This is a genomic window from Halomonas pelophila (assembly GCF_040196315.1).
GTDB classification, from domain to species: Bacteria; Pseudomonadota; Gammaproteobacteria; order Pseudomonadales; family Halomonadaceae; genus Halomonas; species Halomonas pelophila.
Map to the genome: position 1 here is coordinate 203,044 of NZ_JBEGCI010000002.1, position 16,751 is coordinate 219,794.

Consider the following 16,751-nt stretch of genomic DNA (forward strand, 5'->3'; position numbering starts at 1 on the left):
AGGATTGTTTCATGGGTGTAGTGGCCAAGCGGTCGTCGATGATCTTCTACTCCGGTGGGGATGACCATTTCAGTCATCGAGTGCGCATCGTGCTCGCCGAAAAGGGCGTGGCCGTGGACATCGTCGAGGTGAGCGACGAGCAGCGCCCCGAGGAGCTCGCCGACCTCAATCCCTACAACAGCGTGCCCACGCTGCTCGATCGCGACCTGGTGCTCTATGAATCCAAGGTGATGATGGAGTACCTGGACGAGCGCTTCCCGCATCCGCCGCTGCTGCCGGTCTATCCGGTGGCGCGGGCCAAGAGCCGGCTGTGGATGCATCGCATCGAGCGCGAATGGTGCCCGCTGGTCGAGCAGATTCAGAACGGTGCCAAGAAGGACGTGGAGAAGGCCCGCAAGGAGCTGCGCGAGAGCCTGGTCGGTATCTCGCCGATCTTCGAGGACATGCCCTACTTCATGAGCGACGAGTTCACGCTGGTGGACTGCTGCCTGGCGCCGATCCTCTGGCGCCTGCCGGCGCTCGGCATCGAACTGCCCGAGAAGCAGGTCAAGCCGCTGCTCGGCTACATGGAGCGGGTCTTCGGCCGCGATGGCTTCAAGGCGGCGCTCAGCGAGAACGAACGCGAGATGCGTTCCTGATCTACCCTGCATCCCCCGGCACGGCCGGGGGCCTACCCCAGGAGGGCCAAATATGCAGTCGAGCCGTCCCTATATGGCCAGGGCCCTGTACCAGTGGCTGCTGGATAACGAACTGACGCCCTATATCGTCGTCGACGCCGAGCAGGCGGGCGTCGAGGTGCCGCGACAGTTCGTCCAGAACGGCCAGATCGTGCTGAACCTGGCGCCGAGCGCCATCCGTGACTTCGCCATGGAGAACGCGGCGGTCAGCTTTTCGGCACGCTTCGGCGGGCAACCCATGCAGGTGATGGTGCCCATGGAGGCACTGATCGCCATCTACGCCCGCGAGAACGGCGTCGGCATGGTCTTCGGTCATGAGCCGGTGATGCCGATCGAGGCCGATGAGGCGGAAGACGCCTCCCCCCTCAGCGAGGTGGAGAGCTCGGTCGATGCCGGCGAAGAGGCCGGCGATGCCCCGTCCGAGAGCGAGGACGAGTCCCGGCCGCGCAAGGGGCGTCCCTCCCTGCGCGTCGTCAAGTGAGCCGATCCTTCGCGCGCCGGGCGACCCGCCAACGCAAGATAAGTCAGTAGTCGGCAAGTCAGAAAAGCGGCGCGACAACGCAAGACGGCAGGCCTTTGGCCTGCCGTCTTGCGTTTCAGGGGCGCGCTCAGTCCAGGTAGTCGAAGACCTTGACGATGCGCTGCATGCCGCCCAGGCCCGCCACGGAGCGCACGATGCGCTCGGCCTCGCTGCGGGTGACGATGCCCATCAGGTAGACGCTGTCGTTCTCGGTGATCACCTGGACGCGTCCGGAATCGATCTCCTGGTCGGCGACCAGGTGGGAGTTGATGCGGGTGCGCAGCCAGGTGTCGGCGAGGCGCTGGCTGGCCGGCAGGTTGGCGGCGATCGCGAGCTCGTTGTGCACCTCGCGCACGTTGCGCACCGCGCCGGCGACGCGCCCAGCGGTGGCCTTCAGCTCGTCGCTCGGCACCTGACCGGTGAGCAGCACCACGCCGTTGAAGCTGTCGACGTTGATGCGGGCGTCGGCCAGCCGGGCATCGGTGCGGCCGAGGTTGTGGGCGACCTTGGTCTCGATGCTCTGGTCCTCGACCTGCGTGCCGAAGGTGCGCTCCCCGTAGTTCTCGTCGATGGTGCCGGGGTTGGTCACGCCGGTCACGGTGGTGCAGCCGGCGAGGCCGAGGGCCACGCTGAGCAGCAGGGGCGTCAGCAGGGACGTCTTGGTCATGGGGTTACTCGCTTGTGCCGAAGAGTTGCTCGTCGATCAGATCGCAGAGGCAGTGAATGGCCAGCAGGTGGACCTCCTGGATGCGCGCCGTGGAGGTCGCCGGCACGCGGATCTCGCAGTCGTCCTGGCCCAGCAGCGAGGCCATGTCGCCGCCATCACGGCCGGTCAGGGCGATCACCGTCATGTCGCGGTCATGGGCGGCCTGGATGGCCTGGATGACGTTGGCGGAGTTGCCGCTGGTGGAGATCGCCAGCAGGATGTCGCCGGGCTGGCCCAGGGCGCGAATCTGCTTCGAGAAGACCTCGTTGTAGCTGTAGTCGTTGGCGATGGAGGTCAGCGTCGAGGTGTCGGTGGTCAGGGCCAGGGCCGGCAGGCTGGGGCGCTCGCGTTCGAAGCGGTTGAGCAGCTCCGAGGAGAAGTGCTGGCTGTCGCCGGCGCTGCCGCCGTTGCCGCAGGCCAGGATCTTGCCCTCGTTGACCAGGCACTGGACCATCATCTGGCTGGCGACCTCGATGAAGGGGGGGAGCACTTCGCTGGCGTAGGTCTTGGTGTCGATGCTGGCGTTGAAGTGGCCGAGTATGCGCTGCTGGAAATCCATGCGGGTTCCGGGTCCTTTGGCAGAGTGGCTTGACCGGTCAGGGCGCTTCGAAGGCGTTCGCGACCCAGTCGATCTCGAGGTCGGGTGGCGTGCCGATCACGGCCAGCACGTCGAAGCGGCAGGCACATGATAGCCGGTTGCGCTGGAGATAAAAACGCGCCGCCTGGATCAGGCGGCGCTGCTTGGTGGGGGTGATGGTCTCGAGCGGGTGCCCGTGGCGGCTGTCGGCGCGGTGGCGCACCTCGACGAACACCAGGACCTCGCCATCGCGCATCACCAGGTCGATCTCGCCGCCCTTGGCATGCTGGTTGCTCGCCTCGAGGGTCAGCCCGCGGTCGACGAGCCAGCGGGCGGCGAGCCGCTCGATGGCGCCGCCGCGGGCGCGGGCGTCACGGGGTCCGGTCATCGCCGAACACGCCGGGGCTCAGCACGGGCTGGGGCACGCCGTCGACGAAGCGGGCCCAGGGCAGGCGGCGCTGGATGCGGCCGTCGTCTTCCGCGCTCAGCGTGCCGGTGGCGCCGAACAGCTCGGTACCGCCGATCGCCCGCAGCTGCGGCATGCGCAGGGCCAGCTCATAGGCATCCACGCCCATGGCCATCAGGCGAAACATCGCCGAGTTGGACTCGTCGCGCAGCTCACGGTAGCTGGCGAGGAAGGGCAGGGCCTCCACGCCGCCCACCGCCGCATCGGGAATCTGCCAGGGGATATCGGCGAACATCACGTCGTTCAGGTCGGCGTCCAGGCGCGGCTGGCGTCGGCCCTCGTACAGGTGCGAGGTGGCGTAGATCGGCAGGTCGCCGCTGTAGGCGTAGTCCAGGTTGGGCGGTACCTGGCGAGCGTAGTCGGGCAGGGCCAGCAGGAACAGCATGTCGGGCTTGGGGTTGGTGGCCGCCCGCTTGGCGCTCTCGGTGGCGGGTGCCCCGGGGTTGTAGCGAACCGCATTGGCGACCTCGCCGCCCAGGTCACGCCAGGTGTTCCAGAAGGCCTCGCCCACCCGGCGTCCCCAGCCATTGTCCGGGACCAGCAGGGAGGCCAGGCGATGGCCGTCGCTGAAGGCGCGCTGGGCGGCCTGGCGCGCCTCGTCCTCGGCGGACAGGCCGTACTGGAAGAGTCCCTTGGCCCGGTTGCGCTCGCCGCGGCCATAATTGAGCGCGAGGGTCGGCATCGGCACCCGGTCGCCCTGCTCGAGTCGGCTGACGACATCCTTATCCAGCGGGCCGATCACCACCTGGGCGCCGAGGGCGGCGGCCTCCCGATAGAGGGCCTCCATGTTGCCGCTGCTGCTGTCGATGAAGCTCAGCTGGGCGCCGCCGTCGACCCCCGCCAGATGGTGGGTGCGGATGCCCTGGCGGGTCGCCTCGGCGATGCCCGCGAGGGGGCCGGACTCGGGCAGCAGCACGGCGATATGATCGACGCGCTGTCCGCGCAGCTCGCCCAGCGCGGTGATCTCGGCGGGCAGGCGCCGGGCCGCCGGGTGGCCGCGGTAGCGCTCGCGCCAGTCATCAAGGCGCGCGAACAGGCGCTGGATGTCGCTGCCGGTGGAGCGCACCAGCTCGGTCAGGGCGACCCAGCCTTCGGTCAGGTCGTCGCCGTCGTCGCGCAGCGTGCCGAGTTCGCGACGGTCCAGCCGGGAGAGCTGTGCCCAGATCGGATCGTTGAGGTCCTCGCGCTCGGTCTCGGCCTGGACCCGGATCAGCGCCCGGGCGGCGGCGAGGGGTTCGTCGACCTCGGCAAGCGCCCGGCCGAGGCGTTCGCGCACGGTCAGCGAGGCCTCGCGGGGCAGCTCGATCTCATCGAGCAGCTGTCCGGCCTGGATGACCGCCCAGGGATCGCCCTCGGCCTCGCCAAGCTCGGAGAGCAGCAGGGCCCAGCGCACGCGGGCCTGGCGTTCCAGGCGGCTGTCGTCGACCTGCTTGGCGACCTCCAGCGCCTGGGTGCGATCGCCCCGGCGTGCTAGGATATCGGCCGCTTCCAGGCGGGACGCGGCGGCCTGTTCGGGCGTCTGCTGTTCGGCCTGCTCGAGCAGGCGCTCGGGATCGACGTCGGGCTGTCGCTCGATGATGCCCGGCTGGAAACTGCAGCCCGCGAGGAGCAGCGCGGTCAGCGCAACGGCCAGCGGGCCGCGTAACGAGATCTTCATGATTCCTTCCCTTGTTTCCATGACCCAGAACGTCCCACCAGAGCATCCAGGAGTCGAGATGTCCGATACGCCTGCCGGTTCATTGTACGTGGTCGCCACTCCGATTGGGAATCTGGACGACCTGAGCCCGAGGGCCGCTCGGGTGCTCGGTGAGGTGGCGCTGATCGCCGCCGAGGACACCCGCCACAGCGGCCGACTGCTGCGCCACCTGGGCCTGTCGCGCCCGATGCTCTCGCTGCACGAGCACAACGAGGCCGCGCGGGTCGATACCCTGGACGCCCGGCTCGCCGCCGGCGAGGACATCGCGCTGGTCTCGGATGCCGGCACGCCGCTGATCAGCGATCCGGGGTTCGTGCTGGTGCGCGAGCTCCGGGCCCGGGGGCGCCGCATCGTGCCCCTCCCGGGTCCCTGTGCCCTGGTCGCGGCGCTCAGCGCGGCGGGGCTGCCCACCGATCGTTTCCTGTTCCAGGGCTTCCTCCCCGCCAAGGGCGGGACCCGCCGCGCCAGGCTGGAGGCCCTCGCCGCCCGCGAGGAGACCCTGGTGTTCTATGAGTCGCCCCATCGGGTCCGCGACACCCTGGCCGATCTGGACAGTGTGCTGGGCGAGCGCCGGGTGGTGCTGGCTCGGGAGCTGACCAAGACCTTCGAGACCTTCCTCGACGGCAGTGCCCAGGAGCTTATCGCCCGCATGGAGGCAGACCCGGATCAGGCCCGCGGCGAATTCGTGGTGATGGTGGCCGGTGCCGCCCGCCGCGAGGATGTCGAGCAGTCGGCGGTGGAGGCCGATGTCCTGCTCAGGGCCCTGCTCGCCGAGGGGGTGGGGGTCAAGCAGGTCGCCGCGGTGGCCTCGCGGGTGCTGGGCGGCGTGAAGAAGGAGTGGTACGCCAGGGCCCAGGCGCTCAAGGACGGTCATTGAGGCGACGCCCGGGCGCTGGTATCCTTGCCGCGGGAGTTGGCCAGACAGTCGCCGCCGACGTCGATCTCGCATCGACGCTGGGGGAGGAAAGTCCGGGCTCCATAGGGCAGAGTGCCAGGTAACGCCTGGGCGGCGCGAGCCGACGGAAAGTGCAGCAGAGAGCAGACCGCCTACGTCTCCTTCGGGAGGCCGGTAAGGGTGAAAGGGTGCGGTAAGAGCGCACCGCGCGCCTGGCAACAGTGCGTGGCACGGTAAACCCCACTCGGAGCAAGACCAAATAGGAACCCCATGGCGTGGCCCGCGCTGGGTTCGGGTAGGTTGCTGGAGGGCCGTGGTGACGCGGCTCCTAGAGGAATGACTGTCCACGACAGAACCCGGCTTACCGGCCGACTCCCACTTCGAACATTGCCGTCGCGAACGGCCCTTCATCTCCCCACCATCGAGACGCGCATGCCGCCATCCGCCCCTGAACAGCCCGTCCGCGGCTTTCGTCATGCCAGCGTGCTGCTCGATGGCGCCGTGGAGGCGCTGATCCACGATGCCGACGGGGTCTACCTCGACGGTACCTTCGGTCGCGGCGGCCATTCCCGCGCCATCCTCGAGCGGCTCGGTCCCGCGGGGCAGCTGCTGGCCATCGACCGCGATCCCCAGGCGATCGCCGAGGCCGGCGGTATCACCGATCCCCGCTTCGCCATCGAGCGCGGCGAGTTCGCCCGCCTCGACGAGATCGCCGAACGTCGTGGCCTGCACGGCCGGCTCTCCGGGGTGCTGCTCGACGTCGGCGTCTCCTCGCCCCAGCTCGACGACCCCGAGCGCGGCTTCAGCTTCCTGCGCGACGGCCCGCTGGACATGCGCATGGATCCCGAGCATGGCGAGAGTGCCGCCGACTTCCTGGCGCGCGCCGGCGAGGGCGAGATCGTGCGCGTCTTCAAGAGCTACGGCGAGGAGCGCTTCGCCCGCCGCCTGGCCCGCGCCATCGTGGCGCGGCGCGCCGAGCGCCCCTTCGAGCGCACCGCGGATCTCGCCGAGGTGGTCAAGGCCGCCCATCCCGCCTGGGAGAAGGGCAAGCACCCCGCGACCCGCGTCTTCCAGGCGCTGCGCATCCAGGTCAACGGCGAGCTGGAACAACTCGACGCCGCCCTCGACGCGGCCCTCGAGGCCCTCGCCCCGGGCGGGCACCTAGTGGTGATCAGCTTCCATTCGCTGGAGGATCGCCGCGTCAAGCGTTTCATCCGCGACCACGTGCGCGGCGACACTGACCTGCCGCGGGGCATCCCGGTCCGCGACGATCAGTTGAAGCGGCGCCTCGAGTCGCTCGGCAAGGCGCGCCGCCCCTCCGCCGAGGAGGTGCAGGAGAATCCCCGGGCGCGCAGCGCGGTGATGCGTGTAGCGCGCAAGCGATACTGAGGCTCGCCATGGCACAGGGACGCTCCGCGGTAACCTCTTCCTTCGGGTGGCCCCTGCGCCTCGGCGCGTCGCCGGCGCTGCTGCTGGTCACGTTGCTGATGGCGGTCTGCCTGGTCTCGGCCCTGGCGGTCATCACCACCAGCCACCTGACCCGCGATCAGTACGCCCGCCTGCAGGAGCTCGAGCGCGAGCAGCAGCAGCTGCAGACCGAGTGGGGCCAGCTGCTGCTCGAGGAGAGCGCCTGGTCCTCGCCGGCGCGCATCGAGCGCCTGGCCCAGGAACGCCTGGAGATGCGCCTGCCCGATATCGACGAGGTCGAGGTCATCCAGCCATGAGCGCCGACGCGCGCAGCGGCGTGACGCCGCGTCGTCCCCCGCCCACGGCCCCCATGGGCAAGGCGCGCTATCGGGTGATGATGACCCTGGTGGTGCTGGGGCTGGCCCTGCTGGCCGGGCGCATCGTCGACCTGCACGTCTTCGACCGCCCCTTCCTGCAGGGGCAGGGCGATGCCCGCACCCTGCGCACCGATACCATCCCCGCCCATCGTGGCATGATCACCGACCGCCACGGCGAGCCGCTGGCCATCTCCACGCCGGTGGTGACCCTCTGGGTCAACCCGCAGGACCTGCCGGACGACGACATCCAGCGCCTGATGCTGGCCAACGCCCTCGGGCTGGAGCTCGACACCCTCAACGAGCGCATCGCACGCTACTCGACGCGCGAGTTCATGTACCTGCGGCGCCGCATGACCCCCGAGGCGGCCCAGCGGGTGCTCGCCCTGCGGGTGCCCGGCGTGCACGCCCGCGAGGAGTACAAGCGTTACTACCCGGCGGGTGAGGTGAGCGCCCAGCTGCTGGGCGTGACCAATATCGATGACCTGGGCCAGGAGGGCCTCGAGCTCGCCTACCAGCCCTACCTCGCCGGCGTTCCCGGCAAGCGCCGGGTGCTCAAGGACCGTCGCGGTCGCCTGGTGCGCGACCTGGAACTTCTGCAGGAAGCGCAGCCCGGCGGCGACCTGACCCTGGCGCTGGATCAGCGTCTGCAGTACATGGCCTATCGCGAGCTCAAGGCCGCGGTCACTGAGCACGATGCCGACGGCGGCAGCGTGGTGATGCTCGATGCCCGCAGCGGCGAGGTGCTGGCCATGGCCAACCAGCCCTCCTACAACCCCAACGACCGGGCCGGACTCGACCCCCAGGGGCTGCGCAACCGAGCCATCGTCGACACCTACGAGCCGGGGTCGGTGGTGAAGCCCCTGGCCATGGCGTCGATGATCGAGCATGGCGCGGTCTCGCCGGGCACGGTGGTCGACACCTCGCCCGGCTGGATGGTCATCGACCGCTTCACCATCAAGGACATCCGCAACTACGGTGAGCTGGACCTGGCCGGCATCCTCCGGAAATCCTCGAACGTCGGCATGTCCAAGCTGGCCCTGCGCCTGGAGGAGCCGGTGATCCCCGCCACCTATCGCGCCCTGGGCCTGGGGCAGAGCCCGGGTACCGGCTTCCCCGGCGAGGCCACCGGCAGTATCCCGGCCCCGGTGCGCTGGTCGAGCAGCCAGTGGGCGGCCCTCTCCTACGGCTATGGCCTGTCGGTCTCGGCGCTGCAGCTGGCCAGCGCCTTCACCGCCATCGCCAACGAGGGGAGCCGTCTGCCGCCCTCGCTCCTCAAGCTCGCCGCGCCGCCGGCGGGCGAGCCGGTCATCGAGCCCGAGGTGGCCCGGCGGATACTGGGGATGATGGATCGGGTCGTCGCGCCCGGCACCGGCGCCCGTCGGGCCCTGGTGCCGGGCTACCGGGTCGCCGGCAAGACCGGCACCGTGCGCAAGAACGCCCCGGGCGGGTATCAGGAGAAGGCCTATCGCAGCCTGTTCGTCGGTATCGCCCCGGTCTCGGATCCGCGGATCGTCACCGTGGTGATGATCGACCACCCACGGGGCGACAGCTACTACGGCGGGGCGGTGGCGGCCCCGGTCTTCTCGCGGGTGGCCGGCAACGCCCTGCGCCTGCTCGACGTGCCCCCGGATGCCCGGGCCCCGGATTCATGATCGCCAGTTCAGGTCGCAAGTTTAGGAGAGACGAGATGCAGCTGAATGCCGAGCGACTCGAGGCGGGCCTGGTCGGACTCTGGCCCGACTGCCGCCACGCCCTGGCAGGCCTCCGCCTGCCCGACAGGGTTAACCTGGTGCTCGACAGTCGTCGCGTCGGCGCCGGCGATGTCTTCGTCGCGGTGCCCGGGGTGGCGGTCGACGGTCGCGACTTCATCGACCAGGCGCTGGCCGCCGGGGCGGCGCTGGTGCTGGCTCACGACGATGGCCGGCCCGGGCCGCAGCAGGAACGCGTGCTGTGGCTGGCGGGGCTGCGCGAGGCGCAGGGCGAGCTGGGCCGGGTGCTCTTCGGCGTCCCCAAGGAGATGGCGCTGGTCGGGGTGACCGGCACCAACGGCAAGAGCTCGGTGACGCACTACCTGGCCGCGCTGAGCCAGGCCCTCGGCGTGGAGTCCGGGCTGATCGGCACCCTGGGCCATGGCCGCCCCGGCGCCCTGACGGGGGGCAGCCTGACCACCCCCGGTCCCCTGGCGCTGCAGGCGGCGCTGGGCGAGCTGGCCGCCGAGGGCGTGACGCGTGTCGCCATGGAGGCCTCTTCCCATGCCCTGGAGCAGGGGCGTCTCGACGGCGCAAGCGTCCAGGCGGCGGTATTCACCAACCTGAGCCGCGATCACCTGGACTATCACGGCAGCATGGCGGCCTATGCCGCCGCCAAGGCGCGGCTGTTCCGTCGCCATGAGCTCGAGCTCGCCGTGGTCAACGGCGACGATCCCCTGGCGCGACTGATGCTCGCCGGCGTGCACCGCGGCGTGCGCGTGCTCGCGGTGGGCAAGGACGAGGCGGTGACCCTGCGCGTCGTCGAGTGGCTCGCCCACGGCGGTGGCCAGCGCGCGTTGATCGCCACCCCCGACGGCGAGCGTGAGCTCGAGCTGTCGCTGATGGGCCGCTTCACCCTGGACAACGTGCTGCTGGCCATCGCCACCCTGCATGGCCTGGGGCACTCCCTCGAGGCGCTCTTCGCCGCGGCGGCCGAGCTTGCCCCGGTGCCGGGACGCATGGAGCCGCTGTCGCGCCCGGGCGCCCCCACGGTGGTCATCGACTATGCCCATACCCCGGCCGCGCTGGACAATGCCCTGGCGGCGCTGCGCGCGCATCTGCCGGGCGAGGGGCGGCTGTGGTGCCTGTTCGGCTGCGGCGGCGATCGCGACAGCGGCAAGCGTCCGCTGATGGCCGAGGCCGCGGCGCGCCATGCCGACGTGCTGGTGGTGACCGACGACAACCCCCGCGGCGAGGCACCCGAGGCGATTCGCGCCCAGATACTCGCGGGCCTGGACGATAACGCCGGCAGCGAGATCTTCGAGGTCGACGGTCGCGGCGCGGCCATCGCCCGGGTGCTGGCCGAGGCCGCTCCCGACGACGTGGTGCTGATCGCCGGCAAGGGCCACGAGGACTATCAGGAGGTGGCGGGCGTTCGCCACGCCTTCTCGGATCTCGCCGAGGCCGAGCGCGGCCTAGCGCGCCGAGTCGAGGAGGGCGCGCGATGAGCGGCGTCGGCCTGGGCACGCTTGGCGAGGTCGTGGACGCCCTGGGGCTGCCCGCGCCCGCCGAGGATGCCGACATCGGCGCCATCGTCACCGACACCCGGCGCCTCGCTTCCGGCGCGCTGTTCGTGGCGCTGGTCGGCGAGCGCTTCGACGCCCACGACTTCGTGGCCCAGGCGCGCGAGGCCGGCGCCGTGGCGGCGCTGGTCGAGCGGCCGGTGGACGATCCGCTGCCCCAGCTGGTGGTGGCCGACACCCGACTCGCCCTGGGGCTGCTCGCCCGGGCGCGCCGCCGGGCCTGGGGCGGGAACCTGGTCGCCGTCACCGGCAACAGCGGCAAGACCACGGTCAAGCAGATGCTGGCGACCCTGCTGAGTCGTCGCGGCGCGACGCTCGCCACCCAAGGCAACCTCAATAACGACATCGGCGCACCGCTGACGCTGCTGGCCCTCGAATCGACCCACCGCCAGGCGGTGGTGGAGCTCGGCGCCAACCACCTGGGCGAGATCGCCTGGACGACGGCCCTGGCCGCGCCCCAGGTGGCGATCATCACCAACGTCACCGACGCCCACGTCGGCGAGTTCGGCGGCACGGGGCGCATCGCCCAGGCCAAGGCCGAGATCCTCACCGGCCTGCCCGACGACGGCGTGGCGGTGCTCAATCGTGACGACGCCTTCTACGCCACCTGGGCGCGCCTCGCCGCGCCTCGGGAGGTGCTCGACTTCGGGCTGGATTCTCGGGCGCGCGTGCGCGCCGAGGCGCTGGCCTGCGACGCCCTTGGCCGCTATGCTTTCACGCTTGTCCGGGACGGCCGCGAGATCGGCCGGCTGCGGCTGGCCCTGATGGGGCGCCACAACGTGGCCAATGCCCTCGCGGCCTCAGCGGCGGCCCTGGCCATGGGCCTGGCGGAGGCCGACGTGCTGGCCGGGCTCGAGGCGGCGGCGCCGATGCCGGGCCGACTGAGCGCCGTGGAGGGCCTCAAGTCCACGCGACTCTTGGACGATACTTACAATGCCAACCCCGGCGCGGTGAAGGCGGCGCTCGATGTTCTCGTGACGCTGCCCGGGCCGCACTGGTGCCTGCTGGGTGCCATGGGAGAACTGGGGGGCGAGTCCGACCGGCTGCATGCCGAGCTCGGACACTACGCGCGGGAACGGGGAATCGACTTCCTGGGTACCCTGGGCGAGCCGGCACGGCCGGCCAGCCAGGCCTTCGGTGAAGGCGGGACCCACTTCGACGATCGGGAGGCGCTGACGCGCCACGTCCTCCACCATCTACCGCCCGGGGCCAGCGTGCTGGTCAAGGGCTCGCGCAGTGCCGGCATGGAACACGTCGTGGCCGCCCTGCGCGCGGATGCTTCAAGGTGAACGCACTACATGCTGCTCTTTCTGGCTGACTTCCTGGCGCAATTCCAGAGCGCCTTCAACGTTTTCGACTACCTGACCCTGCGCATGATCCTGGGGACCCTGACCGCCCTGGTGCTCTGCCTGTGGCTCGGTCCGGTGATGATCCGCCGCCTGGTGGAGCGCCAGATCGGCCAAGCGGTGCGCGACGACGGTCCCCAGTCGCACCTCTCCAAGGCCGGCACCCCGACCATGGGCGGCGCGATGATCCTGATGGCCATCGCCGTGAGCACCCTGCTGTGGGGCGATCTGAGCAACCACTACGTGTGGCTGGTGCTGGCGGTGACGCTGGGCTTCGGCGCCATCGGCTGGGTCGACGACTTCCGCAAGGTGGTGGAGAAGAACCCCCGCGGACTGCCGGCCCGCTGGAAGTACTTCTGGCAGTCTCTGATCGGCCTGTCGGCGGCGGTGCTGCTCTACGTCACGGCGGCCTCGCCGGTGGAGACCAGCCTGATCGTGCCGGTGTTCAAGGAGTTCGTGCTGCCGCTGGGCGTCTTCTACGTGGTGCTGACCTACCTGGTCATCGTCGGCAGCTCCAACGCGGTCAACCTCACCGACGGCCTCGACGGCCTGGCGATCATGCCCACCGTGCTGGTGGCCATGGGACTCGCGGTGTTCGCCTATGCCAGCGGCAACACGGTCTTCTCCGACTACCTGCAGATCCCCTTCATCCCCGGCGCCGGCGAGCTGGCGGTGTTCTGCGCCACCATCGCCGGGGCCGGGCTCGGCTTTTTGTGGTTCAACACCTACCCGGCCCAGGTCTTCATGGGCGACGTGGGGGCGCTGGCGCTGGGCGCGGCCCTAGGCGTGGTGGCGGTGATCGTGCGCCAGGAGGTGGTGCTGTTCATCATGGGCGGGATCTTCGTCATGGAGACCGTCTCGGTGATCCTGCAGGTGGGTTCCTACAAGCTGACCGGGCGGCGCATCTTCCGCATGGCGCCGCTGCACCACCACTACGAGCTCAAGGGCTGGCCGGAGCCGCGCGTCATCGTGCGCTTCTGGATCATCACCGTGGTGCTGGTGCTGATCGGCCTGGCCACCCTCAAGGTCCGCTGATCGCCCTCGGGGCCGAACCGCCTTCCGCAAGGAGCGCAAGATGCACAAAGTGCCGAAGGGAGTGACGCTGGTGGTCGGGCTCGGGCTCTCCGGGCGCGCCATCTGTCGCCACCTGAGCCGGCTCGGCGTGCCCTTCATGGTCGCCGACACCCGCGCCGTGCCGCCCGGGATCGAGGACTTCCGCGCCGCCCACCCGGACGTCGAGTTCCACGGCGGGCCGCTCAGCGACCTCGACCTCTCACAGGTCGAGGAGGTGGTGCTGAGCCCGGGGGTTGATCCGGCCACACCGGGGCTTGGCACGCTCGCCGGGCGGACTCGAGAGGCCACCGGTGAGCCGCTGCTGGTCGGCGAGATCGCGCTCTTCGTGCGCGCGGCTCGGGCGCCCATCGCCGCCATCACCGGTTCAAACGCCAAGTCCACGGTCACCACCCTGGTCGGCGAGATGGCCCGCGAGGCCGGACGCCGGGTCGCCGTGGGCGGCAACCTCGGCACCCCGGCTCTGGATCTGCTGGCTGAGGCGCCCGATGCCGAGCTCTTCGTGCTGGAGCTTTCGAGCTTCCAGCTCGAGACCACGCCGCGGCTCGGCGCCGAGACGGCGGCCTTCCTCAATCTCTCCGAGGATCATCTCGACCGCCACGGCGACATGGCCGGCTACCGCGATGCCAAGCTAGGCATCTTCCGCGGCGCCCGACACGGCGTGATCAACGCCGAGGACCCCATGACCTGGCCAGCGACGCCGCTGCCCGCCGAGGAGCGCTTCACCACCCGCGCCCCCGAGCCGGGGGAGTGGGGGATCGGCCGCTCTCAAGAGGCCGACTGGCTGATGCACGGCGACACGCCGCTGATGCCCGCCGCCGAGATGCGCCTGCCCGGTCGCCATAACCAGGCCAATGCGCTCGCCGCCATGGCGATGGGCACCCGTCTCGGGCTGCCGCCTGCCGCGATGATCGCGGTGCTGCGGCGCTTTCCCGGACTGCCCCACCGTGGCGAGCTGGTGGCCGAGATCGACGGCGTGCGCTGGATCAACGACTCCAAGGGCACCAACGTCGGGGCGACCCTGGCCGCCATCGCGGGCCTGGGGCCGACCCTCGAGGGGCGGCTGATCCTGCTGGCCGGCGGGGTGGGCAAGGGCGCCGATTTCCGGCCCCTGGCGGCCCCCCTGGCCCGGCATGGCCGCGAGGCGATCCTCTTCGGTGAGGATGCCTCGCGCCTCGAGGCCGCGCTGGCGGGTGGCCTGCCGTTGACGCGGGTCGACGACCTGGAGGCGGCGATGGCCCGTGCCGCCGAGATCGCCGAGCCGGGCGACTGCGTGCTGCTCTCGCCAGCCTGCGCGAGTCTCGATCAGTTCCGCGACTATCAGGCCCGCGGCGAGGCCTTCCGCCGCGCGGTGCTTGAGCGGGCGGAGGCGACGCCATGAGCCGGCTCGCGCGTCTTCGAAAGCGCCTGAGCACCGCCGATCAGCCCTTCGATGGCTGGCTGGTGCTGGCCGCGCTCTCGCTGCTGCTGATCGGCTGGGTGATGGTGACCTCGGCCTCCAGCGAGGTCGCCTCGAGCCTGACCGGCAACGCCTGGTACTTCAGCCTGCGTCACGGCTCCTTCGTGTTGATGGCGCTGTTCGTCGGGGTGCTGGCCCTGCGCGTGCCGCTGGCCTGGTGGAAGGCCAACGGCCCGCTGCTGCTGCTGGTGGGGCTCTCGCTGCTGGCGCTGGTGCTGCTGGTGGGCCGGGAGGTCAACGGCAGCCGTCGCTGGCTCTCGCTGCCCGGCGTGCCCTTCAACCTGCAGGCCTCGGAGGTCGCCAAGTTCTGCCTGATCATCTACATGGCCGGCTACCTGGAGCGTTTCCTGCCCCAGGTGCGCCGCGAGTGGGGGGCGTTCCTGCGCCCCCTGGCGGTGATGGCCGTGGTGGCGGGCCTGCTGATCTTCGAGCCCGACTACGGTGCCGTGGTGGTGATGACCGGGGCGGTGATGGGCATGCTGCTGATGGCCGGCGCGCCCTGGGGGCGCTTCCTGGTGCTGCTGCTGCTGGTGGGAGCGCTGGGTGCCCTGGCCGCCGTCGCCGAGCCCTACCGGATGGCGCGCCTGACCAGCTTCGCCGACCCCTGGGCCGACCAGTTCGCCAGCGGCTACCAGCTGACCCAGGCGCTGATCGCCTTCGGGCGCGGACACTGGCTGGGCATGGGGCTCGGCAACAGCGTGCAGAAGCTCTTCTACCTGCCTGAGGCCCACACCGACTTCGTCTTCGCGGTGCTCGCCGAGGAGCTCGGCCTGGTTGGCGCGATCGCCGTGGTGGGGCTCTTCGCCCTGCTGATCTGGCGCGCCATGGCGGTGGGGCGCCGCGCTGAGCTCGCCGGCCTGGCCTTCGCCGCCTACGTGAGCTACGGCTTCGCCCTGGTGATCGGCGCCCAGGCCTTCATCAATATCGCCGTGAGCACCGGCATGCTGCCCACCAAGGGCTTGACCCTGCCGCTGCTCAGCTACGGGGGCTCGAGCCTGGTGGTGAGCAGCGCGATGGTCGCCCTGCTGCTGCGCGCCGACATCGAGACCCGCGAGGTCCGCCGGCGGGCACGTCCCACGGCCCGGCGGGCCTCGTCAGGCAAGACGCCCCGCGCCGGCAAGACACAAGGAAGTACCTCATGAGTCGACAGCCAGGACGTCGTGTCCTGATCATGGCCGGCGGTACCGGCGGCCACGTCATTCCCGCGCTCTCGCTGGCCCGGGGGCTGGCCGAGGAGGGCGTCGAGGTCGCCTGGCTCGGCAGCCCGCGCGGCATCGAGAACCGCCTGGTGCCCGAGGCCGGCATTCCGTTGTCGCGGATCGCGGTGAGCGGCCTGCGCGGCAACGGCCTGGCCGGCTGGCTGCTGGCGCCGCTGAATCTCGCGCGCGCGGTCTGGCAGGCGCGGCGGGTGATCCGCGAGGTCGACCCCCAGCTGGTGGTCGGCCTGGGCGGCTTCGCCAGCGGCCCCGGCGGGCTAGCGGCCTGGCTGATGCGCCGTCCGCTGGTGATCCACGAGCAGAACGCCGTGGCGGGCCTGACCAATCGCGCCCTCTCGCGCCTGGCGCGCCGCGTCTACGCCGCCTTTCCCCAGGCCTTTCCCGGCCGGGCCGAGCTGATCGGCAACCCGGTGCGGGCCGAGATCGCCGCGCTGGGCCGGGTGCCCAGGAGCGCCGCCGAGATGACAGGGCGACGCCTTCGCCTGCTGGTGGTGGGCGGTTCGCTGGGCGCCAAGGCCCTCAATGAGCGCCTGCCCGAGGCGCTGGCCGCCCTGCCCGGGGAACGCCGCCCCGAGGTGCGCCACCAGGCCGGGCGCGACAAGGATCAGGCGACCCGCGAGGCCTTTGAAGCGCAGGGCGTCGAGGCCGAGGTCACGGCCTTCATCGACGACATGGCCGGCGCCTATGACTGGGCCGATCTGGTGGTCTGCCGGGCCGGTGCCCTGACCGTGGCGGAGCTCGCCGCCGCGGCCAAGCCGGCGCTCTTCGTGCCCTTCCCCCACGCGGTGGACGATCATCAGACGGCCAACGCTCGGGCCCTGGTCGATCAGCAGGCGGCCCGACTGATGCCCCAGCAGGACATGAGCGCAGCGGCGCTGGCCGAGTGCCTGGCGACGCTGCTGGACCCCGACATTCTCGCCACCATGGCGGCACGGGCGCGAGCCGGTGCCCATCTCGACGCCGTCGAGCGCCTGGTGGCCGGTTGCATGGAGACAGGTTTTGAGCGATGAGACCCTCGGGCCGGTTCCCGGCCAGGCGACACCCCCGCACCCCGGCCGCGGGCTGG

General features: G+C 70.8%; 16 protein-coding genes and 1 other RNA gene. 13 read left to right on the forward strand and 4 right to left on the reverse strand.

The genetic code is table 11. The features are described from left to right. Positions 1 to 11: 11 nt before the first annotated feature. A complete protein-coding gene (gene sspA / locus ABE957_RS02745) occupies positions 12 to 638 on the forward strand; it encodes a stringent starvation protein SspA (protein WP_349757142.1) in 627 nt (208 codons plus the stop codon). Between the two features lie 52 nt (positions 639 to 690). Continuing rightward, complete coding sequence (locus tag ABE957_RS02750) at positions 691 to 1,158, forward strand: ClpXP protease specificity-enhancing factor (RefSeq protein ID WP_349757143.1); 468 nt, start codon at positions 691 to 693, stop codon at positions 1,156 to 1,158. A gap of 127 nt (positions 1,159 to 1,285) precedes the next feature. Here ABE957_RS02750 and ABE957_RS02755 read toward each other — a convergent pair whose 3' ends face one another. From ABE957_RS02755 to ABE957_RS02770, 4 genes are read right to left on the reverse strand one after another with little or no spacing between them, the layout of a single operon-like run. After that, positions 1,286 to 1,864, reverse strand: coding sequence for a BON domain-containing protein (locus ABE957_RS02755; protein WP_349757144.1), 579 nt, complete (start codon positions 1,862 to 1,864; stop codon positions 1,286 to 1,288). Between the two features lie 4 nt (positions 1,865 to 1,868). Further along, positions 1,869 to 2,462 carry a phosphoheptose isomerase gene (locus ABE957_RS02760; protein ID WP_071941788.1) on the reverse strand — a complete coding sequence of 198 codons (594 nt, stop codon included), beginning with the start codon at positions 2,460 to 2,462 and terminating at the stop codon, positions 1,869 to 1,871. A 37-nt stretch (positions 2,463 to 2,499) separates the two neighbouring features. Then, a complete protein-coding gene (locus tag ABE957_RS02765; protein ID WP_349757145.1) occupies positions 2,500 to 2,868 on the reverse strand; it encodes a YraN family protein in 369 nt (122 codons plus the stop codon). Next, entirely contained in the window at positions 2,852 to 4,603 is a 1,752-nt protein-coding gene (locus ABE957_RS02770; protein ID WP_349757146.1) for a penicillin-binding protein activator, read from the reverse strand. Before ABE957_RS02770 ends, ABE957_RS02765 begins: the two co-directional genes overlap by 17 nt. A gap of 58 nt (positions 4,604 to 4,661) precedes the next feature. Here ABE957_RS02770 and rsmI point away from each other — a divergent pair, with 58 nt between their 5' ends. The 11 genes from rsmI (at position 4,662) to murG (ending at position 16,695) form a co-directional block, all read left to right on the forward strand. After that, on the forward strand, positions 4,662 to 5,519 hold the full coding sequence (gene rsmI / locus ABE957_RS02775; protein WP_349757147.1) for a 16S rRNA (cytidine(1402)-2'-O)-methyltransferase: 858 nt from the start codon (positions 4,662 to 4,664) through the stop codon (positions 5,517 to 5,519). A 32-nt stretch (positions 5,520 to 5,551) separates the two neighbouring features. Then, positions 5,552 to 5,917, forward strand: an RNA gene (gene rnpB, locus ABE957_RS02780) — RNase P RNA component class A. Between the two features lie 52 nt (positions 5,918 to 5,969). Next, positions 5,970 to 6,926 (forward strand): 16S rRNA (cytosine(1402)-N(4))-methyltransferase RsmH, encoded by a 957-nt coding sequence (gene rsmH, locus ABE957_RS02785; RefSeq protein WP_349757148.1) that lies wholly within the window; start codon positions 5,970 to 5,972, stop codon positions 6,924 to 6,926. 8 nt (positions 6,927 to 6,934) lie between these two features. Further along, complete coding sequence (gene ftsL, locus ABE957_RS02790) at positions 6,935 to 7,261, forward strand: cell division protein FtsL (protein WP_349757149.1); 327 nt, start codon at positions 6,935 to 6,937, stop codon at positions 7,259 to 7,261. Then, the gene (locus ABE957_RS02795; protein WP_349757150.1) at positions 7,258 to 8,973 is read left to right on the forward strand and encodes a peptidoglycan D,D-transpeptidase FtsI family protein; all 1,716 of its coding nucleotides are present in this window, start codon (positions 7,258 to 7,260) and stop codon (positions 8,971 to 8,973) included. Before ftsL ends, ABE957_RS02795 begins: the two co-directional genes overlap by 4 nt. Positions 8,974 to 9,008: 35 nt before the next feature. Then, positions 9,009 to 10,517 carry a UDP-N-acetylmuramoyl-L-alanyl-D-glutamate--2,6-diaminopimelate ligase gene (locus tag ABE957_RS02800; protein WP_349757151.1) on the forward strand — a complete coding sequence of 503 codons (1,509 nt, stop codon included), beginning with the start codon at positions 9,009 to 9,011 and terminating at the stop codon, positions 10,515 to 10,517. Continuing rightward, entirely contained in the window at positions 10,514 to 11,881 is a 1,368-nt protein-coding gene (locus ABE957_RS02805; RefSeq protein ID WP_349757152.1) for a UDP-N-acetylmuramoyl-tripeptide--D-alanyl-D-alanine ligase, read from the forward strand. The genes ABE957_RS02800 and ABE957_RS02805 overlap by 4 nt, the downstream gene beginning before the upstream one ends. 9 nt (positions 11,882 to 11,890) lie before the next feature. Continuing rightward, entirely contained in the window at positions 11,891 to 12,973 is a 1,083-nt protein-coding gene (gene mraY, locus ABE957_RS02810; protein ID WP_349757153.1) for a phospho-N-acetylmuramoyl-pentapeptide-transferase, read from the forward strand. Positions 12,974 to 13,013: 40 nt separating this feature from the next. Further along, positions 13,014 to 14,390, forward strand: a complete 1,377-nt coding sequence (gene murD / locus ABE957_RS02815) for a UDP-N-acetylmuramoyl-L-alanine--D-glutamate ligase (RefSeq protein WP_349757154.1) — start codon at positions 13,014 to 13,016, stop codon at positions 14,388 to 14,390. After that, positions 14,387 to 15,610, forward strand: coding sequence for a putative lipid II flippase FtsW (gene ftsW / locus ABE957_RS02820; protein ID WP_349757155.1), 1,224 nt, complete (start codon positions 14,387 to 14,389; stop codon positions 15,608 to 15,610). Before murD ends, ftsW begins: the two co-directional genes overlap by 4 nt. Then, positions 15,607 to 16,695, forward strand: coding sequence for an undecaprenyldiphospho-muramoylpentapeptide beta-N-acetylglucosaminyltransferase (murG, locus tag ABE957_RS02825; RefSeq protein ID WP_349757156.1), 1,089 nt, complete (start codon positions 15,607 to 15,609; stop codon positions 16,693 to 16,695). The genes ftsW and murG overlap by 4 nt, the downstream gene beginning before the upstream one ends. Positions 16,696 to 16,751 lie beyond the last annotated feature (56 nt).

What these genes read in the sequence shown, in the direction of transcription:
- ABE957_RS02760 (WP_071941788.1), bottom strand. Translation starts at nt 2,462, where the DNA reads ATGGATTTCCAGCAGCGCATACTCGGCCACTTCAACGCCAGCATCGAC.
- ABE957_RS02805 (WP_349757152.1), top strand. Translation starts at nt 10,514, where the DNA reads ATGAGCGGCGTCGGCCTGGGCACGCTTGGCGAGGTCGTGGACGCCCTG.
- murG (WP_349757156.1), top strand. Translation starts at nt 15,607, where the DNA reads ATGAGTCGACAGCCAGGACGTCGTGTCCTGATCATGGCCGGCGGTACC.
- ABE957_RS02795 (WP_349757150.1), top strand. Translation starts at nt 7,258, where the DNA reads ATGAGCGCCGACGCGCGCAGCGGCGTGACGCCGCGTCGTCCCCCGCCC.
- ABE957_RS02750 (WP_349757143.1), top strand. Translation starts at nt 691, where the DNA reads ATGCAGTCGAGCCGTCCCTATATGGCCAGGGCCCTGTACCAGTGGCTG.
- rsmH (WP_349757148.1), top strand. Translation starts at nt 5,970, where the DNA reads ATGCCGCCATCCGCCCCTGAACAGCCCGTCCGCGGCTTTCGTCATGCC.
- ftsL (WP_349757149.1), top strand. Translation starts at nt 6,935, where the DNA reads ATGGCACAGGGACGCTCCGCGGTAACCTCTTCCTTCGGGTGGCCCCTG.
- rsmI (WP_349757147.1), top strand. Translation starts at nt 4,662, where the DNA reads ATGTCCGATACGCCTGCCGGTTCATTGTACGTGGTCGCCACTCCGATT.
- sspA (WP_349757142.1), top strand. Translation starts at nt 12, where the DNA reads ATGGGTGTAGTGGCCAAGCGGTCGTCGATGATCTTCTACTCCGGTGGG.
- ABE957_RS02800 (WP_349757151.1), top strand. Translation starts at nt 9,009, where the DNA reads ATGCAGCTGAATGCCGAGCGACTCGAGGCGGGCCTGGTCGGACTCTGG.
- ABE957_RS02755 (WP_349757144.1), bottom strand. Translation starts at nt 1,864, where the DNA reads ATGACCAAGACGTCCCTGCTGACGCCCCTGCTGCTCAGCGTGGCCCTC.
- murD (WP_349757154.1), top strand. Translation starts at nt 13,014, where the DNA reads ATGCACAAAGTGCCGAAGGGAGTGACGCTGGTGGTCGGGCTCGGGCTC.
- ftsW (WP_349757155.1), top strand. Translation starts at nt 14,387, where the DNA reads ATGAGCCGGCTCGCGCGTCTTCGAAAGCGCCTGAGCACCGCCGATCAG.
- ABE957_RS02765 (WP_349757145.1), bottom strand. Translation starts at nt 2,868, where the DNA reads ATGACCGGACCCCGTGACGCCCGCGCCCGCGGCGGCGCCATCGAGCGG.
- ABE957_RS02770 (WP_349757146.1), bottom strand. Translation starts at nt 4,603, where the DNA reads ATGAAGATCTCGTTACGCGGCCCGCTGGCCGTTGCGCTGACCGCGCTG.
- mraY (WP_349757153.1), top strand. Translation starts at nt 11,891, where the DNA reads ATGCTGCTCTTTCTGGCTGACTTCCTGGCGCAATTCCAGAGCGCCTTC.